Origin of the sequence: Synergistes jonesii, from assembly GCF_000712295.1 — a bacterium.
GTDB lineage: Bacteria > Synergistota > Synergistia > Synergistales > Synergistaceae > Synergistes > Synergistes jonesii.
Genome location: NZ_JMKI01000036.1, coordinates 66,330 through 84,571, shown reverse-complemented (window position 1 = coordinate 84,571; position 18,242 = coordinate 66,330). Strand labels below are relative to the sequence as shown.

The following is an 18,242-nucleotide window of genomic DNA, read 5'->3' as shown; positions in this document are numbered from 1 at the left end:
TCACATCCACAAAAGCCTCCCACCACAAAATGATGGAAGGCTTTCTAAACAATTTACCTACCTTACTGCCCTTCGGTCAATAAGTATTGCTCGTAAAACTCGCTTAATTCAATAACTCCCTTTTGACGCTGCTTTTTTACATTTTTAGTATCAAAACAGTATCACTCAAGAGTTTTTTACACTGCAAAACCTCCGAAATGCTATATTTTCAATCGTTTTACAACAGAATCATATTTCTTACTATCACTCCCACTCAATAGTTGCCGGCGGCTTGCTTGTCACGTCGAGCGTCACGCGGTTCACCTGCGGCACTTCGTTGCATATGCGGCGGCTCACCGTATCGAGCAGTTCGTAGGGCAGGCGCACCCACTCGGCCGTCATCGCGTCGAGGGACGAGACGGCACGAAGCACTATAGTCTCGCCGTAGCTGCGGACGTCGCCGACCACCCCGACGCTGCGCACGGGAAGGAGCACGCAGAAGGCTTGCCAGATGTCGTCGTAGAGACCGAAATTGCGAATTTCCTCGATGAATATCGCGTCGGCGTCGCGCAGTATGTCCAGGCGTTCTTTTCTCAGCTCGCCAAGGCAGCGCACCGCGAGCCCCGGCCCCGGGAAGGGATGGCGGCCAAGAAAGTGCGGTGCTATGCCGAGCGTTCTGCCGACGCGGCGGACTTCGTCTTTGAATAGGTCGCGCAGCGGTTCGAGCAGCCCCATCTTCATATCCTTCGGCAGCCCGCCGACGTTGTGATGACTTTTTATCACGCCGCCTCCTCCGTGTCCGCTCTCTACGACGTCTGGGTATATCGTCCCCTGAAGCAGCCAGTCGGAGCCGCCGATACGGCGCGCCTCTTCTTCGAATACGCGGATGAAGAGCTCGCCGATTATTTTGCGCTTGCGCTCCGGTTCGGTCACGCCTTCGAGGGCTTTCAAAAATCTTTCGCCCGCGTCTACGTAGCGGACGTTGAGATCGAGCGAGCGGTATGTCTCCATCACCCGCTGTCCCTCGTCCTTGCGCAGCATCCCGTGGTCGACGAATACGCAGTAAAGCCTGTCGCCTACGGCGCGCTGCGTTATGGCCGCGGAGACCGTAGAATCTACGCCGCCCGAGAGCCCGCAGATCACCGTGCCGCCCTTGACCTTTTCGCGGATTTTTTCTATCTCGCGGCTGACCCACTCGGCGCCGAGAGTCCAGTCCGCTTTGCAGCCGCAGATGTCGAAGACGAAGGCGGACAATATTTCCCTACCCTTCGGCGTGTGCGCGACTTCGGGATGGAATTGCAGCGCCGCGACGCGGCCGTCGGCGGATTCGAAGCCCGCAAGCGCCCCGCTTTCGCTCCTCGCCGTGACCCTGAAGCCCTCCGGCGCTTTTTTCACCTCGTCCCAATGGCTCATCCAGACGTCGAGCTTTTTATCTTCGCCGCAGCGCGAGAAAAGACGGCTGTCTTCGATCTCCACGACGGCGTGTCCGTACTCCGCCGCTTCTCCGCGTTCGACGACGCCGCCGAAGAGCTGCGCGAGGAGCTGCATGCCGTAGCATATGCCGAGGACCGGCACGTCCGCTATCAGATTTTTCGAGAGCACAGGCGAGCCGACGTCAAGGACGCTCCGCGGCCCGCCGGAAATTATTATTCCCTTCGGGTTGATCGCGGCGATTTTTTCCTTCGGCGAATCCCAAAAGATTATCTCGCTGTAAACGCCGAGCTCGCGCACGCGGCGCGCTATGAGCTGTGTATATTGTGAACCGCAGTCAATGATAAGTATCCTGTTCTCTCTTTCCATCCATATCAGGGACACGCCCCTACACCTCCGGCTGTAGTTTTTACGTCAGACTGTTAGTATGACATAAACGCCCGCCAATTACCAGACGCCTGCGGCAACATTTTATGCCGCCAAAGCCATGAGCGTTTTCCGTCTTCGCCGAACTGCGTGGAACGTCAAAGAAAAATTTTTTCAAAAAAATTATTTTACCCTATTGTTTGATATTCATTGATGTACTATAATATGCCTACAACGTCAGGGTTGGTTAAATTTGCATCCCGGGAGGGATAGTTATGGATATGAATAAACTGACACAGAAATCTCAGGAAGCTTTCTACGAGGCGCAAAACACGGCGATCCGCTTCGGGCACCAGGAGGTGGACGTCGAGCATCTTGCTTTGGCGCTGCTGAAGCAGGAGAACGGGCTTATCCCACGCCTCTTCAGCAAGATGAACATCGCGGCCGACAACATCGCCGCGGCGGTCGAGAAGGAGCTTTCAAGGAAGCCGCGGGTCTCCGGCGCAGGGCAGGAGAGCGGCAGGATATACATTTCACAGACGCTCTCGAAAATCCTCGTGAAGGCCGAAAGCGAAGCTAACAATATGAAGGACGAATATGTCTCGGTAGAGCACCTCTTCCTGGCGATTCTCAGCGAGACGAAAGGTTCCCCGTTGGGAAAGGTCTTCGAGACTTTCGGCGTAACGCCTGAAAGTTTTTTGAAGACGCTTTCCGAGGTGCGCGGCAACCAGCGAGTCACCAGCGACACCCCCGAGGATAAGTACGACGCTCTGGAAAAGTACGGGCGCGACCTCGTTAAGGCCGCGCGAGACAACAAACTAGACCCAGTAATAGGGCGCGACGAGGAGATACGCAGGGCGATACGCATCCTGAGCCGCAAAACTAAGAACAACCCCGTCCTGATAGGCGAAGCGGGCGTAGGCAAGACTGCCATCGCCGAGGGGCTGGCGCAGCGCATCATGCGCGGCGACGTCCCGGAGAACCTTAAAGACCGCATCATCTTTGCGCTGGACATGGGCTCGCTCATCGCGGGCGCGAAGTTCCGCGGAGAGTTCGAAGAACGTCTCAAAGCGGTGCTCGACGAGGTCAAGAAGAGCGACGGACGCATCATCCTCTTCATAGACGAGCTGCATACGATAGTCGGGGCCGGGAAGTCGGAGGGCGCCCTCGACGCGGGCAACATGCTGAAGCCGCTGCTTGCGCGCGGCGAACTGCACTGCATAGGGGCGACCACGCTTGAAGAATACCGCCAGTATATCGAAAAGGACGCGGCGCTCGAAAGGCGTTTCCAGCCCGTCATGGTGGAGCCGCCGAGCGTCGAGGACACTATATCGATACTGCGCGGCCTCAAAGAGCGTTTCCAGGTCCATCACGGCGTGAGGATCCAGGACAGCGCGCTCGTGGCGGCAGCGACGCTCTCGAATCGCTATATCACCGACCGTTTCCTGCCCGACAAGGCCATCGATCTGATAGACGAAGCTTGCGCGATGATACGCACCGACATCGATTCACTGCCTACGGAGCTCGATACGGTGAATCGCCGCGTGATGCAGCTGGAGATCGAAGAAGCGGCGCTGAAGCTCGAAAAGGACAAGGCGAGTATGGAACGCCTCGAAGCGCTGCAAAAGGAGCTCGCCGACGAAAGAGAGAAGGCGAACACCCTGCGCGCGCAGTACGAGACGGAAAAGCGCGACATCGTAAAGATTCGCAGCACGCGCGAAGAGATAGAGAAGGTGCGCCATCAGATCGAAGAGGCGGAGCGCAGCTACGATCTCAACACGGCCGCGCAGCTGCGTTACGGCACTCTTAACAAGCTTGAAGGCGAACTCAAGAAAGAGGAGGAAGCTATGGGCGCTGCCGCCGGCGGGCAGAAGCTCCTGCGCGAAGAGGTCACCGAGGACGAGATCGCCGAGATTGTAGCGAAGTGGACCGGCATACCGGTCACGCGCTTGGTCGAAGGCGAGCGTGAAAAGCTGCTGCACTTAGACGCGGTGCTTCACGAGCGCGTCGTCGGGCAGGACGAAGCGGTGAGCCTCGTCGCCGACGCGGTGCTGCGCGCACGTTCCGGCATCAAGGACCCGAAGCGCCCAATAGGCTCCTTCATCTTCCTCGGCCCGACCGGCGTAGGTAAAACGGAGCTTGCGAGGGCCCTTGCGGAGGCGCTCTTTGACTCGGAGGAGAACATCGTCCGCATAGACATGTCCGAATACATGGAGAAATATTCCGTCTCCCGCCTCGTAGGAGCGCCTCCGGGATATGTCGGATACGAAGAGGGGGGCCAGCTTACGGAAGCCGTGCGCCGCCATCCCTATTCCGTCGTGCTCTTCGACGAGATAGAAAAGGCCCATCCGGACGTCTTCAACATCCTGCTTCAGATACTGGACGACGGACGCGTAACGGACAGCCACGGACGCACGGTGAATTTCAAAAACTGCGTCATCATCATGACGAGCAACATCGGCGCTCAGTCGCTGATCGACGGCATGGACGACAAGGGCAGCCTGAATCAGGGCGCCGTCGAGGAAGTCATGTCGATGCTGCGCGGAAAGTTCCGCCCGGAGTTCCTGAACCGCATAGACGAGATAATCTGCTTCAAGCCTCTGACGCTCGACAACATCCGCAATATCGTCCGCCTGATGCTGCGACAGCTCGAAGCGCGCCTGCACGAGCGCAATATCGCGCTCGAATTGACGGACGGGGCGCTCGACCTCTGCGCCAGGAACGGCTACGACCCCGTCTACGGCGCGCGCCCGCTGAAGCGCTATATACAAAAGACATTCGAAACGCCCATCGCCCGCGCGATAATAGGCGGCGCGGTGAACGACGGCGGAAAGATACGCATAGCGGAAAAAAGCGGGACCTTCGACTTCCAGTTCGGGAACGCCGAAAAAGAATAGAACACACAGGCAGGCCGCCGCGTCCCGGCGCGGCGGCCTCCGTTTGTTCCAACCCGCGGCGGAACGGAGTAAATAAAACGTCCTGTTTTATTTTATAATAGCAAAGAATTTTTATAAGCACTTAGGAGGATTTTCAATGGCTGAAAAAAGGGAATTTCAAAGCGAGGCAAAACAGGTCCTGGAGCTGATGATAAACTCAGTCTACTCGAACCCCGACATATTCGTGCGCGAGCTCATATCCAACGCATCCGACGCCATAGACAAGCTGCGCATCGAAAGCCTGAGCAAGCCTGAGCTCGCCGGATACGCAAAGAACGGGCGCATTGACGTCACGATAGATAAAGAGAGCGGAACGTTGACCTTCTCAGACAACGGCATAGGCATGAACAAAGAGGAGCTCGTCTCCTTCCTCGGCACTATAGCGAAGAGCGGCACTAACGAATTCATCCGCGCGATGCAGGAAGCGAAGAGCGGCAGCGCCGGCAATCTCATCGGGCAGTTCGGCGTCGGCTTCTACTCCGCTTTCATCGCGGCCGACAACGTGACGGTCGACACGATGAAGGCCGGCGAGGATAAGGCGTGGAAGTGGGAATCGACCGGCGACGGCACCTTCACTATCGACGACGGCAGCCGCGCGTCGAACGGCAGCACGATAACTCTTCATATCAAAAAAGATGAAAAGAAAGACGAGGAGGAAGGAGAACTCAAGGATTATCTATCGGAATGGACGATCCGCGGCATAATCAGGGAATACTCCGACTTTGTCAGCTACCCGATATATCTGACGGAAAAGGGCAGGGAGAAGAAGGAGGACGAAAAAGAAGAGCCGGTGAACTCCATGAAGGCCCTCTGGACGCGCCCTCAGAAGGATATCAAAGACGAAGAATTCAACGAGTTCTACCGCCACATCTCCCACGACTGGGAGGATCCGATGGAACGCATCTACTACAGGGCCGAGGGGACATGTGAGTTCACGGCGCTGCTCTTCATCCCGTCGCGCCAGCCGATGGATCTCTTCTACCAGGACGGCAGGCACGGCGTCCAGCTCTACATCCGCCGCGTCTTCATAATGAACGACTGCAAGGAGCTCATACCGCAGTACCTGCGCTTCGTAAAGGGCGTGGTAGATTCCGAAGACCTGTCGCTCAACGTCTCGCGCGAGATGTTGCAGCAGGACAGGATGGCGTCTCAGATAAAGAGCAGCCTCGTCAGAAAGATACTCGACACGCTCGCGAAGATGAAGAAGGAAAAGGGCGAGGAATTCGCAAAATTTTGGCAGACCTTCGGAATCGTCCTCAAGGAGGGCATCATCTCAGACCTGCGCCACCGCGACGAGCTGATAAAGCTCTGCGTATTTGAGAGCTCCGAGGGCAAAAAGACTTCCGTCGAGGACTATATCGTCAACATGCCGGCGGGGCAGGACAAAATATATTATTTGACGGGCTCCTCGCTGAAGAATCTGCAAAACTCGCCGAAACTCGAGGCTTTCAAGAAGAAGGGCGTGAACGTGCTGCTGCTCAGCGACCCGGTGGACGAGATATGGGTAAATCACGCGCGCAAATACGATAAATATGATTTCGTATCGGCCGCGGCGGAGAATCTCAGCCTGCCTGAGGGAGAGAAGAAAGAGGAAAAGAATAACGTGGAGATCGAAAAGAGCGGGCTCGTCAAGAAGATAAAGGACGCCCTCGGCGCCCTCGTCGAGGACGTGAAAATTTCCGACCGCCTCGTAGATTCCCCCGTCTGCTTCGTGCAGAAGGGCGAGGAGATATCGCCGCAGATGAGGAACTTCTTCAAGTCCATGGGACAGGAAGTGCCGGAAGAAAAGCGCGTAATGGAGATCAACGCCGACAACGCGCTGATCAAAAAGATAGCTCTGGAATCCGAAAAGGAGGGCTTCGACGCCGTAGACTGGTCCAACCTTCTTTACGGGCTCGCCTCTATAGCCGACGGAGAGCCGGTCGCCGACGGAAAGAAATTCACCGCTCTCGTCGGAAAGCTGCTCGAAAGATAGTTCGTCATAAACGCGGCCCCTTCGGGGGCCCGTTTTTTCTTGCGGAAGATTTTCATATCGAAATGAGATATAATTGCCTCCGGAGGGAGATTTTCGTGCGGGAGTTGGAAACGTGAAGTCAGCCGACATTATCGAATCTATTTACAAAACCGCGGATGCCACACGCGACGAGCTGCGCTTCATCATCGAAAACAGAAGCGGGGAGAGCGCGCGCATGTTATACGGACTGGCGCGAGAAAGGGCCTGTGAATACTACGGAAAGAAGATCTTCGTGCGCGGGCTGATAGAGATGACGAACTACTGCCGTAACGACTGCCTCTACTGCGGCATCCGCAGGAGCAACAAAAAGGTGCAGCGCTACCGTCTTACAAAAGAAGACATAATGGAGTGCTGCCGCGAGGGGCATTCGCTCGGCTTCCGCACCTTCGTCCTTCAGGGCGGCGAAGACATGTATTACACCGACGATATAATGACGGATATAGTCGCGTCGATCCGCGCCGAATATCCCGACTGCGCGATAACGCTCTCGCTCGGTGAAAAGCCGCGCGAAAGCTATCAGCGCTTCTTCGACGCCGGCGCGAACCGCTACCTGCTGCGTCATGAGAGCGCGGACCCCGAACATTACCGCAGGCTGCACCCGGCCGAGCTTTCCCTCGCGAACAGGATGGAATGCCTGCGCAATCTTAAGGAGATCGGCTACCAGGTCGGTGCGGGCTCGATGGTCGGCTCCCCCTACCAGACCGTCGGCAATATCGTCGAAGACCTGCTTTTCATAAAAGAATTCGCGCCGCAGATGGTGGGCATGGGGCCCTTCATCCCGCACCACGAGACGCCATTCGCACACGAAAAGCCGGGCTCCGCGGAGCTCACGCTCTTCCTGCTCGCGATAGTGAGGCTGATGAATCCCAAGGTCCTGCTGCCCGCCACCACCGCCCTCGGCACGGTCGAAAACAACGGGCGCGAAATGGGGGTGCTCGCGGGATGCAACGTGGTCATGCCGAATATCTCCCCTATGTCTGTGCGCAGGAAATATATGCTCTACGACAACAAGCTCAACGCGGACGCGGAGACCGAAGCGGCGTATGAATCGGTAAAGAAAAGTATGGACGCGATAGGCTACGAGGTCGTGTCCGACCGCGGGGACTATGCAGGCTGAGCCGCTTTGCGCCGCGCGGCCGAAACAGACGAAAACTAATACGAAAGGAAGTATAGCGACATGACAGCGAAACATCTCTTCAAAGCGGCGGCAGCGGCCGCCGTCATCATAGCCGCAGCTTCGGCCGCCTGCGCGCAGGACTGGCCGACCTTCAAGAACAACGCCCTGCGCACGGGCGCGAATCAAGAGGGGAATTATCCCGTACAGCGCTTCTCCGGACGGCGCGAATGGACGGCGGTCAAAGCGTCGCAGGCCATAGCCTCATCTCCGGCGGCCTACAAGGGGAAGTTTTACTTCGGCACGAACGACGGCGACTTCTGCGCCGTAGACGCGGCCGGAAATGACTTGTGGCGTTTCAAAGCGGAGAACTGGATCACGACGTCGCCGGCCGTCTTGAACGGCAGAGTTTATTTCGGAAGCTACGACAGCAGACTCTACTGCCTCGACGCGGAGACCGGCGGGCTGATATGGAGATTCACGACGCACAGCGGCGTACAGAGCTCCCCCGCCACCGACGGCGATACCGTCTACTTCGGCTCGAACGACGGCTTCGTCTACGCGGTCTCGATAAAGACCGGCTGGCAGAGATGGAGTTTCAAAACGGACGCCGCGGTCACCGGCTCGCCGGTCGTCGCCGACGGCGTGGTCTACGTCGGCAACAAGAATTGCAAGATGTTCGCGATCGACGCCGCGACGGGAAAGCTAAAGTGGCGCGCCATAGTCGGCGGCCCGATCATGTCGGCTCCGGCGGTCGCCAACGGCATGCTCTACTTCACGAGCCAAGACGGAAAGCTTTATTGCGCGCGGTTGAAACACCAGGCGGTCATCTGGCGCTACGACGCGAAGGCTCAGATAGAGTCCTCGCCTCTCGTACATAACGGCAGGGTCATATTCGGCGACATCTCCGGCAAGGTCACCGCGGTCGACGCGAACAGCGGCGCGGAGCTTTGGAAGGTCGACACCGGCGCTTCCGTTTTCTCGTCGGCGGCGGCGCTCGGAGACAAAATTTATATAGGCTCCAACAGTGACAGCCTTTACGAGCTCGACGCGGGCAGCGGCAGCGTCAGCTGGAGCGTTCCGCTCGACGGCGACGTCGTAGCCGCGCCGGCTGTCACGGCGGAGCGCATCATCGCGGTGACGTCGGGAGGGAGCGTCTGTTCGATCAGATAAACGCAGCTTTCCAAAGTGCGTAAAATCCGCCGTTCCCATAGGAAACGGCGGATTTTTATAAATTTTTTTCTAAAGCGCTGCGCGTCAGAAATTCGCCAGCAGGCTTTCAAGGGTATCGGCGGCTCGTATCAGCTTGAACTCGCCGCGCTGCGTCATGAGGACTTCGGCGGGGCGCATGCGGCTGTTGTAGTTCGACGCCATCGAATAGCCGTAGGCGCCGGCGTTTTCTACCGCGATAACGTCGCCCTTGCGCGCGTCGCCGACGGGGCGTGATTCGGCGATAACGTCGCCGCTCTCGCAGATGTCGCCGACGACGTCGGCGAGAACCGCGGAGCGCTGCACCGCCGCACCCCTCCTGAGCAGGCGCGCCTCGTGATAGGAGTTGTAGAGCACGCGGCGCATCAGCACGTTGAAGCCGAGGTCGGTGCCGACGTAGCGTTTCCCGAAGCTTTCCTTCACAGCGTTCACGGTGCCGAGCAGAAGGCCGCACTCAGCGGCTATATAGCGCCCCGGCTCGCATTTGAAATGCACGTATTTATTGTCGTAGCGCTCGACGAAGGAATCCATCAGCGGGAAGAGGCCGTCGCGCAGGGCGCCGAAGTCGAGCCTCCGTTCGCCTTCTTTGTAAGGCACGCCGAAGCCGCCGCCGAAATCTACAAAGTCGAGCCCGGGGAAGTGTTTGAGAACGATGGAAAGCAATATACCGGCCGCCTTAACGTAGGGCCCCGCGTCAAGGAAAAGAGAGCCGATGTGCTGGTTGATCCCGATGAGCTTCAGCTCATATTTCGCAATGATTTTTTTCGCTTCGCCGCAGCAAGCGGGGTCTATGCCGAATTTTGTGCCGCACCCGGCCGTGACGACCTTGTCGCAGTGCCCCGCGCCGACGCCCGGGTTTATGCGCAGGGCGACGCTGCCGCCCCTGTTTATGCGTCCGAAGGTCTCAAGCTGCGACAGGGAATCGACGCTGACGAGTATGTCGCGGTCGATCGCGAAGCGGAGCTCCTCCTCCGACGCGTTGTTGCAGATGTAAAATATTTCGCCGCTCTCAAAGCCGGCGCGCTCAAGGATAAATATTTCGCCGGGGCTGACGGCGTCGGCGCCTATGCCCTCTTCGCGTATGATGCGCAGAAGGTGGAGGTTGGAATTAGCCTTTGCCGAAAAGCTCGGCTTTATGCGGCCTTCGAACGCTTCCAGAAGTTCTCCGCAGCGTTCGCGAAGGATGCCCTCGCTGTAGACGTAAAGCGGCGAGCCGAAGTCGGCCAGCAGCTGAAAAGCTTCGTCCTTCTGAAGAAACATTTCGCGCACCGCTACAGCCTCGCGGCTCCGGTGCGCCGCGCGGCCTCCGCTACGGCGCGCGCGACGGCCGGAACGACGCGTTCGTCAAGCGCGGAGGGGATTATATAGTCCTTAGACAGTTCAGCGTCCGTTACGAGCGAAGCCAGGGCCTCGGAAGCGGCGAGTTTCATCTCTTCGTTTATGCGGCGTGCGCGCACGTCGAGGGCGCCGCGGAATATTCCAGGAAATCCGAGGCAGTTGTTGACCTGGTTCGGGAAGTCGCTCCTGCCGGTCGCGACGACCGCGGCTCCGGCCGCGAAGGCTTCGTCGGGGAATATTTCAGGCGTCGGGTTCGCCATCGCGAAAACGACCGGCTCCTTCGCCATAGAGCGCACCATGTCGCCCGTCAGGAGGCCGGGGCGCGAGACGCCGAGGAAAGCGTCGGCCCCCTTTATCACGTCGGCGAGGCCTCCGCGCTTCTTCTCGGGGTTGGTGACCTTCGAAAGCTCTACCTGCGCCGGGTTAAGCCCTTGCGGGTATCCTTCGCAGAGCGCGCCGTTCACGTCGCACATTATGATGTCTTCAACGCCGGCCGCGAGGAAGTAGCGCGCTATCGAGCTTCCGGCCGCGCCGGCGCCGTTTATCACAAGCCTTGAGCCGGCAAGTGAACGCCCCGTCAGGCGCAGCGCGTTTTTATAAGCCGCGAGAGCTATCACCGCGGTGCCGTGCTGATCGTCGTGGAAGACCGGTATGTCGAGCTCCTGCTGAAGACGGCTTTCTATTTCGAAGCAGCGCGGCGCGGAGATGTCCTCAAGATTTATTCCGCCGAAGGAGACGGCGATCTTTGAAACGACGTTCACAAATTCGTTGACGTCCTTCGTAGATATCGCGAGCGGAATCGAATCTATTCCGGCGAAACGCTTGAATAGGCAGCTCTTGCCCTCCATCACCGGCATCGACGCGGCGGGGCCGATGTCTCCGAGCCCGAGCACCGCCGTGCCGTCCGTGACGACCGCGACGAGATTGTTTTTTATCGTGACGTTCCACAGCTCGTTTTCATCGCGCGCTATCGCGCGGCACGGCTCGGCGACGCCGGGCGTGTAGACGAGCGCCAGATCCCGCACATTCTCTATATCTTTGCGGCAGCGTATGTCGAGCTTGCCGCGAAGCTTCCTGTGCATATCGAGCGATTTGGAAAAAATGTCTTCCTTCATGATTCAGACTCCACTTCACATACAGATTTTATTAAGCTTAATGAGTTTACATCCAATATCAGAACTTTGCAAATTGTCATCCTTCGCCCGTTTTCTGTATAATTGCTTTCGTAAGGGGGAAGAAAAATGGAGCGAGAGCTTTTATACAGAAAGTGCATAGAATTCCACGGGCACGAATGCGGCGGGCTGCTGCTCGGCTTTCGCGCCGCGCTCTGCGCTATGGAACAGTTCGGGATAGAAGCTCCGTCGGAGGACGAGGAAATCGTCTGCGTCACGGAAAACGACGCCTGCGGAGTGGACGCAATTCAGGCGCTGCTCAGCTGCACGGCCGGCAAGGGGAATCTGATTTTCAGGCTGCGCGGCAAGCAGGCCTTCACCTTTTTCGACAGGAAGAGCGGAAAGTCCTTCAGGATAATCTTGAAAGAGCGTGCCTTCGCCTCTAAGGAAGAAAAAAGAAAATTCATGCGCGAGGCGGAGAGCGAAGAAATTTTCGACGTCCAGAGGGCGAAGATAGAGACGCCTCCGCCAGCGGAGATATACCGCTCGCAAAAGTGCGCGCGCTGCGGCGAGCTCACGGCCGAGCCGTGGCTGAGGGTGAAGGACGGAGAATTCCTCTGCGCCGACTGCTTCGAAAGGGCATAGCGCAATAATAACGCCCCCCGGCGGAGCCGGGGGTATTTCATTTACGATTGTAGGCGGGGGTCACATGCCCATGTAGGCCCTGCGCACCTCGTCGGAGTTCAGGAGCTCCTTCGCCGTGCCCTGATGGACGATGCGGCCGGTCTGAAGCACGTAGCCGCGGTCGGATATTTCAAGGGCCTCCTGCACCATCTGTTCGACCAGAAGGATCGTCACGCCGCGCTTTCTTATCTCCCTCACCGTTTCGAATACCTTCTCGACGAGACTCGGCTGAAGGCCGAGCGAAAGTTCGTCGAGCATGATGAGCTTAGGGCGCGACATAAGCCCGCGCGCTATAGCGCACATCTGCTGCTCTCCGCCGCTCATCGTCTCCGCCGTCTGCGCGGCGCGGCTTTTCAGTATCGGGAAGAGTTCGAACATCTCTTCGAGGCGTTCGGCGACGCCCGTCCTGTCAGCGCTCGTAAAGGCGCCGAGCTCGAGGTTCTCGCGCACGGTCAGCTTCGCAAAGAGCCTGCGCCCCTCCGGGACGTAGCTGAGCCCACGCTTTATGCTCGACGAAGCCGGCATCTTCGTTATATCAATGCCGTTGAATGTTATCGAACCGGAAGTCGGATGCATCAGCCCGGCGATCGTGCGCATCGTCGTGGATTTTCCGGCGCCGTTAGCGCCGAGTATCGCGACTATCTCTCCTTCGTTGACTTCAAGAGAGACGCCCTGTATCACCGGGACGTGGTCGTAGGAGCAGTGAATGTCTTTGACTTCAAGCATCGCAGCCATCACGCACCCTCCTTCCGTTCTTTGAGCCTCTTGCTGAATTTTTCGCCGAAATACGCCGTGGTGACGACGGGGTCTTTGACTATATCCGCCGGAGCGCCTTCGGCGATTTTTTTGCCGGACGCGAGCACCACTATTTTATCGGCTATCGGCATTATCGCCTCCATTATATGTTCGACCATCAGTATCGTTATACCCTCCCTGCGCAGGCGGACGATGACCTCGACCATTTCTTTGATCTCGGTCGAAGTGAGCCCCGCGACGGCCTCGTCTAAAAGCAGCAGCTCCGGCCCCGTCGCGAGGGCGCGCGCCACCTCCAGGCGCTTTTTGTTTCCTATCGTCAGCCCTCCCGCCGGACGGTCCCTGTCGTCGCCGAGGAAGCAGAGTTCCATGCAGCGCTCGGCGGCTGCGGCGGCCTTCGAGCTGTCGCTCGTGCGCATATAGGCGCCGACCATGATATTTTCAAATACCGTCATTTCCTTCAGGGGGCGGACGACCTGGAAGGTGCGCGCGACGCCGAGCCGCGCCATCTTGTAAGCCGGAAGGTTAGTAACGTCGACGCCTTTGAAAACGACCCTGCCCGACGTCGGCTTGTAAAGCCCCGCGACGCAGTTGAAGAGCGTAGTCTTCCCCGCCCCGTTAGGCCCGATCAATCCGACGATCGTACCCTTTTCGACTTCGAAGGAAACATCGCTGTTCGCAAGCAACGAGCCGAATTTCATCGTAAGGTCCCTGACTTCAAGCAGCGCCATCAACTTTTCGCCCCCTCTTCAGCTTTATCTTTTTTAAAGTAAGATATAAGCCCCATGATCCCGCGCGGCTCCTTTATCATCACGACGATGATTATTATGCCGAATATTATCAGGTCGATACCCGCGCCGAAATGGGTCAGATATGCCCTTGTGTATTCCTGCAGCGGGATGAGCACGAGCGCGCCGAGGAAGGGCCCCCAGAAGGTGCCCACTCCGCCGAGTATCGTGATGAGGACGAACTTCATCGACATATCGAGCGACATGACCATCGGAGGGTCGACGCGGTAGTTGTACTGCGCGAAGAAGGCGCCGCACAAAGCCGCGAGCGCGGCCGAGAGCGCCATGGCGCCGAGCTTCACGATCGTACTGTTGACGCCGAGCGACTCGGCCGTCTCCTGCCCCTCGCGCACGGCGAGCAGATAGTAGCCCATGCGGTGCCTCTCTATCCAGCGGACGACGCCGAAGACGACTATGAATATCGCCAAGGCGCCGATGTAGTAGCCCGTCTTAGTGTCGGACCAGGAAAAATTTTCCCAGCCGTCCGGCAGGATCGGGTAGTCGAGGCCGAGAGCCCCGCCCACCGCGTCCCATATCATGAAGAGGCGGTTGAATATCTCGACTATCGCAAAGGTCGCTATCGCGAAGTAGTGCCCCTTGAGCCTGAAGCAGGGATAGCTTATCAATATAGAGACGAGAGCCGCGGCGAGCATCCCCAGCGGCACGCCGTACCACGGAAGAGTTTCGAAGGTGACGACGGCGAGCCCGGCGGCGTAGGCGCCGATCCCGAAAAAGACCGAGTGCCCGAATGAGACCTGCCCGCAGTAGCCGCTTATGATGTTCCAGGACTGCGCCATAGCGGCGTACAGCAGCACCATCGTCGCGACGTGACCGAAGAAGGAGCCGCCGCCGATGACGCCGGGTATACAGGGCAGGATGGCCGCGACTATGATAAATCCGTACCAGAGTTTGTCTTTTTTCGTCAGAGTCATCGCCGTCACCATCCGAAGAGCCCTTTGGGGCGTACGAGGATAACTACCAGATATATTGCGAAGACCGCGACATATTTAAGGACCGCCGCGACGTAGAAGCCGGTGAAGGACTCTACGAGCCCGATGAGAATCGCGGCCGCGAAAGCGCCGGGAATACTGCCGAAGCCTCCGAGAGCCACAACGACGAAGGCTATAAGGCTGAAGAGCCCTCCGACTTCGGGATGCACGGCAAGGTATGTGGTCATAAGCCCGCCAGCCACTCCGACGCATGCCCCGCCAAGACCGAAGACAAGCAGGAATATTTTCTCGGTATCGATGCCCATCAGTTCAGCCGCTTCCTTGTCCATAGCGGTCGCCTGTATGGCCCAGCCGAGACGCGTCCTCTTCACGAGCCAGTAGAGCGCGACGACGACTACGAGCGAGAAGATTCCCGTTACGAACTGGGGCACCGATACAATGGCACCCCCGATCTCAAAGGTCTTCCCGTCGAGCAGAGTGCCCGACAGAAGGCGGAAGTTTGGCGAAAAGCGGTTCATACATAAATTTTTGAGGAACATGGAAAGGCCGAAGGTCGCAAGCAGCGGCGCCATAGCGGCCTTACCGAGGCTCCTTCTTATGATCCATTTGTAAGTGACGGCGCCTAAGATGAAGAGGAATATGCCCGCCGCGACCCACGTGAAGAGCGGATCGACCTTGAATATAAAGCCCAGCCAGTAGCATATGTACATAGCCACCATCAGAAACTCTCCGTGGGCAAAATTGATAACGTCCATAACGCCCCAGATCATGCTGAGGCCCGCGGCGACGAGCGCGTAGAGCAGCCCGCTCAGTATGCCGTCGATCAGGACTTGCAGAAAATTGCTCATGCAACGACCTCCTTGCTGAAAAAAAGGCGAGGCATAGCTTTATGCCCCGCCGGAAAACGCTCGATTATGTAACTATCTCTTATCCCAAGGAGTCATGGGAAGCGTGGGCTCCGAATCTTTGTACTTGAGCGGGAAGACAGTCTGGTATTTCTGCTCGTGGAGCTGTGTGATGACGGAAAGGGCTTCGGCGTTCTGTCCGTCGGACGAGAACTTCACCCTGCCGGAGAGCGACATGACCGAGGGGAATTCATCCGTCTGGATTATCTTTGCGACTTTCTCGGTGTCGGGGCCTCCGGCCTTTTCGATGGCCTGCGCGAGGACCATCAGCATGACGGCCTCCTGTATGGAGTCGCTATCGAACGGCTGCTTGCTTCTCGGCGTGTAGTACTTATCCTGAATCTTTATGGCTTCTGGCATGAACTTCTTGGCGAGCTCCGGCGAATAGCCCATGCCGCCCATGAAGAAGTTGCCGTCGGAGCCGAGCTCCTTCTGCACCGCCGGGTTCTGATAGCCCGTGCAGTAGTTGATCGCGATCTTCGGGAGCCAGTTGACCTGCTTCATCGTGCGGACCCACAGCGAGTAGTCGCCGCCCAGCGCCGCGCCGAAGACAGCGTCGGGGTTGGCCGACTTCAGCTTCTGGACCTCGCTGTTGAGGTTCGTAGCGCCGTTGTTGAATGGGACGTCGGCCACGATCTCAAGATCCGCCCTTTTGGCGGCCTTTCTCGCCTCGTCGGCGGCGTGCTTTCCGAATTCGGTGTTCTCATAGATCACGCCGAGCGTCTTTATGCCGGCGTTCTTCTCTTTGTTGAGATAGGCGATATAGTCCACGAACTCGACGGATTCGATAGCGTCGGTCGGAGCATGGCGGAAGAAATATTTATAACCGCGCTCCGTCAGAGCGGCCGAGCTCGAGCAGCCGCAGAGGAATATTTTTTTCGCGCGTTCGGCGACCGCGCTCGCGGGCTTCGTCGCGGAGCTGTTGTAGCATCCGATCACCGCGAAGACCTTCTCTTGATTGTAGAGGCGTTCCGCTTCGGACTTTGCGACGTCGGGCTTGCCCTGGTGGTCCGCCGGCACTATTTTGATGACGTACTTGCCGCCCACAAGCCCTTCGCCGGCCGCGAGCGGGGCTTTGATGTCGGGATTCTTAGTATTGATGACGTCGGCGGCGGCCAGCACGGAATTGACGCAGTTCTGTCCGGAGACCGCGGCCGGCCCCGTCAGCGGGAAGAGCGCTCCTACCTTGATTTCTTCGGCCGCAAACGCCGCGGCCGACGCGAAGAGCGCGGTGCACAAGACTAACATAACGACTATTGCGGTGCGCTTACTCAGTTTCATGGTGTATATCTACCTCCCTTTTATTTGAGCGGCTGAATCTTCGCTCAAGCTTTATTATAATGGTATTTTACGTTCAGTCAATTTTCAAACCTTTAGTCTTTAAATTATTAAAAACTCATATATTAATTATTTATTTTGCTTATTTTGCGAAAACGTTTATCAACGCCGATTTGCCGAGCCGATAGGACGCTTTAACAGATTAACGCAAACAGATCGACGCATTCCTGTTTATAATGATCACATCGCGTCTATTGAAGGTACAAATCGGCCGGTCAATTAAAAAATATCTGCGACAACCGCGCCGACGCGTTAAATATATTGACATTTAAAGGGATTTAAACTATATTATCAACCAAGTTATAGATAATTTTGCTGCGATGAGTTAAAAGTAAAAAGAAATCTCAAGGAGGAAGTTTTTCATGATTTTTCATGCAGAGGCCGTGATCACCCCGCGCATGGGAGTTCTTGACACACAGGGCAAGGCCGTGGAAAAGACGCTCGGCCAACTCGGCTACGATGTAAGCGACGTCCGCGTGGGAAGAATCGTTACGATGAAGCTGGAGGCCGACAACGGAGAGGCAGCCGCGGAGCGCGTGAAGGAGATGTGCTGCGACCTCTTGGCGAACGACCTGATAGAAACTTACAGCATCTCGCTGCGGGAAGCATAGCGATGAGAACGGCTGTCGTTGTCTTTCCCGGAAGCAACTGCGACCGCGACGTGCGGCGCGCGGTCAGCGAAACGCTTAAAACGCCCGTCGATATGGTCTGGCATGAGGAACGAGAATTCGCCTCCGAGCCGGACCTCGTTATTTTGCCCGGCGGCTTCTCATACGGCGACTATCTGCGCTCCGGCGCGATGGCGGCGCATTCGCCGATCATCGGCGCCGTCCGCCGCCACGCCGCCGCCGGCAGGCGCCTGCTCGGCATCTGCAACGGCTTTCAGGTGCTGACGGAGAGCGGGCTGCTGCCGGGAGCGCTGCTTGCGAATACGAGCACGACCTTCATCTGCAGAAAATGCTGGCTGCGCGTCGAGCAGACGGAGAACCGCTTCACCTCCGGACTCAAAAAGGGCGGGATAGTGCAGTACCCCATCGCCCACCACGAGGGACTTTACTTCCTGCCGCCAAAGGAACTCCGGCAGCTGGAAGATGACGGGCGTGTGGTCTTCCGCTACGCCGACCCCGTGAGCGGAGAGGCCGGCGAAAGGTTCGCGCCGAACGGGGCGCTGAACGGCATCGCCGGCATCTGCAACGAAGAGGGGAACGTTTTAGGACTTATGCCGCACCCAGAGCGCTCGACTGTGGCTCACTTAAACGGCGGCTCCGACGGCGGCGCTTTCTGGCTTTCGATAGCGCGTGATTTTGCAGAAAGAGGTGCTTAGA

Annotated in this window: 15 protein-coding genes; 7 read left to right on the top strand and 8 right to left on the bottom strand. The window is 57.6% G+C overall.

Annotated elements, in window-relative coordinates; genetic code table 11:
* Window positions 1-243: 243 nt before the first annotated feature.
* Window positions 244-1,779, bottom strand: a complete 1,536-nt coding sequence (gene guaA / locus EH55_RS08385) for a glutamine-hydrolyzing GMP synthase (protein ID WP_037976896.1) — start codon at window positions 1,777-1,779, stop codon at window positions 244-246.
* A 272-nt stretch (window positions 1,780-2,051) separates the two neighbouring features.
* On the opposite strand from guaA, the gene clpB reads away from it, so the two are divergent.
* The 4 genes from clpB (at window position 2,052) to EH55_RS08365 (ending at window position 9,013) form a co-directional block, all read left to right on the top strand.
* Entirely contained in the window at window positions 2,052-4,673 is a 2,622-nt protein-coding gene (gene clpB / locus EH55_RS08380) for an ATP-dependent chaperone ClpB (RefSeq protein ID WP_037976698.1), read from the top strand.
* Between the two features lie 136 nt (window positions 4,674-4,809).
* Window positions 4,810-6,687 (top strand): molecular chaperone HtpG, encoded by a 1,878-nt coding sequence (gene htpG / locus EH55_RS08375; RefSeq protein ID WP_037976696.1) that lies wholly within the window; start codon window positions 4,810-4,812, stop codon window positions 6,685-6,687.
* A gap of 112 nt (window positions 6,688-6,799) precedes the next feature.
* A complete protein-coding gene (hydE, locus tag EH55_RS08370; protein WP_037976693.1) occupies window positions 6,800-7,843 on the top strand; it encodes a [FeFe] hydrogenase H-cluster radical SAM maturase HydE in 1,044 nt (347 codons plus the stop codon).
* 60 nt (window positions 7,844-7,903) lie between these two features.
* On the top strand, window positions 7,904-9,013 hold the full coding sequence (locus EH55_RS08365; protein ID WP_051682764.1) for a beta-alanine-activating enzyme beta-propeller domain-containing protein: 1,110 nt from the start codon (window positions 7,904-7,906) through the stop codon (window positions 9,011-9,013).
* Window positions 9,014-9,097: 84 nt separating this feature from the next.
* On the opposite strand, the gene lysA is transcribed toward EH55_RS08365, so the two are convergent.
* Entirely contained in the window at window positions 9,098-10,309 is a 1,212-nt protein-coding gene (lysA, locus tag EH55_RS08360) for a diaminopimelate decarboxylase (RefSeq protein ID WP_037976893.1), read from the bottom strand.
* Between the two features lie 11 nt (window positions 10,310-10,320).
* A complete protein-coding gene (locus EH55_RS08355; protein WP_037976691.1) occupies window positions 10,321-11,502 on the bottom strand; it encodes an NAD(P)-dependent malic enzyme in 1,182 nt (393 codons plus the stop codon).
* Window positions 11,503-11,628: 126 nt separating this feature from the next.
* Between EH55_RS08355 and EH55_RS08350 the strand changes: the two genes are divergently transcribed.
* Entirely contained in the window at window positions 11,629-12,144 is a 516-nt protein-coding gene (locus EH55_RS08350) for an FmdE family protein (protein ID WP_037976689.1), read from the top strand.
* Between the two features lie 60 nt (window positions 12,145-12,204).
* Here EH55_RS08350 and EH55_RS08345 read toward each other — a convergent pair whose 3' ends face one another.
* From EH55_RS08345 to EH55_RS08325, 5 genes are all read right to left on the bottom strand, one after another.
* Window positions 12,205-12,918 (bottom strand): ABC transporter ATP-binding protein, encoded by a 714-nt coding sequence (locus EH55_RS08345; RefSeq protein ID WP_141730522.1) that lies wholly within the window; start codon window positions 12,916-12,918, stop codon window positions 12,205-12,207.
* A complete protein-coding gene (locus tag EH55_RS08340; RefSeq protein ID WP_037976687.1) occupies window positions 12,918-13,667 on the bottom strand; it encodes an ABC transporter ATP-binding protein in 750 nt (249 codons plus the stop codon). Before EH55_RS08340 ends, EH55_RS08345 begins: the two co-directional genes overlap by 1 nt.
* Window positions 13,667-14,656, bottom strand: coding sequence for a branched-chain amino acid ABC transporter permease (locus tag EH55_RS08335; protein ID WP_037976889.1), 990 nt, complete (start codon window positions 14,654-14,656; stop codon window positions 13,667-13,669). The genes EH55_RS08340 and EH55_RS08335 overlap by 1 nt, the downstream gene beginning before the upstream one ends.
* A gap of 5 nt (window positions 14,657-14,661) precedes the next feature.
* A complete protein-coding gene (locus EH55_RS08330) occupies window positions 14,662-15,522 on the bottom strand; it encodes a branched-chain amino acid ABC transporter permease (protein WP_037976685.1) in 861 nt (286 codons plus the stop codon).
* A gap of 72 nt (window positions 15,523-15,594) precedes the next feature.
* Entirely contained in the window at window positions 15,595-16,860 is a 1,266-nt protein-coding gene (locus tag EH55_RS08325) for an ABC transporter substrate-binding protein (RefSeq protein WP_037976683.1), read from the bottom strand.
* 419 nt (window positions 16,861-17,279) lie between these two features.
* Between EH55_RS08325 and purS the strand changes: the two genes are divergently transcribed.
* The gene (purS, locus tag EH55_RS08320) at window positions 17,280-17,528 is read left to right on the top strand and encodes a phosphoribosylformylglycinamidine synthase subunit PurS (protein ID WP_037976680.1); all 249 of its coding nucleotides are present in this window, start codon (window positions 17,280-17,282) and stop codon (window positions 17,526-17,528) included.
* A gap of 2 nt (window positions 17,529-17,530) precedes the next feature.
* Window positions 17,531-18,241: a phosphoribosylformylglycinamidine synthase subunit PurQ gene (purQ, locus tag EH55_RS08315; RefSeq protein ID WP_037976678.1), complete on the top strand. Its 711-nt coding sequence runs from the start codon at window positions 17,531-17,533 to the stop codon at window positions 18,239-18,241.
* Window position 18,242: the final 1 nt, after the last annotated feature.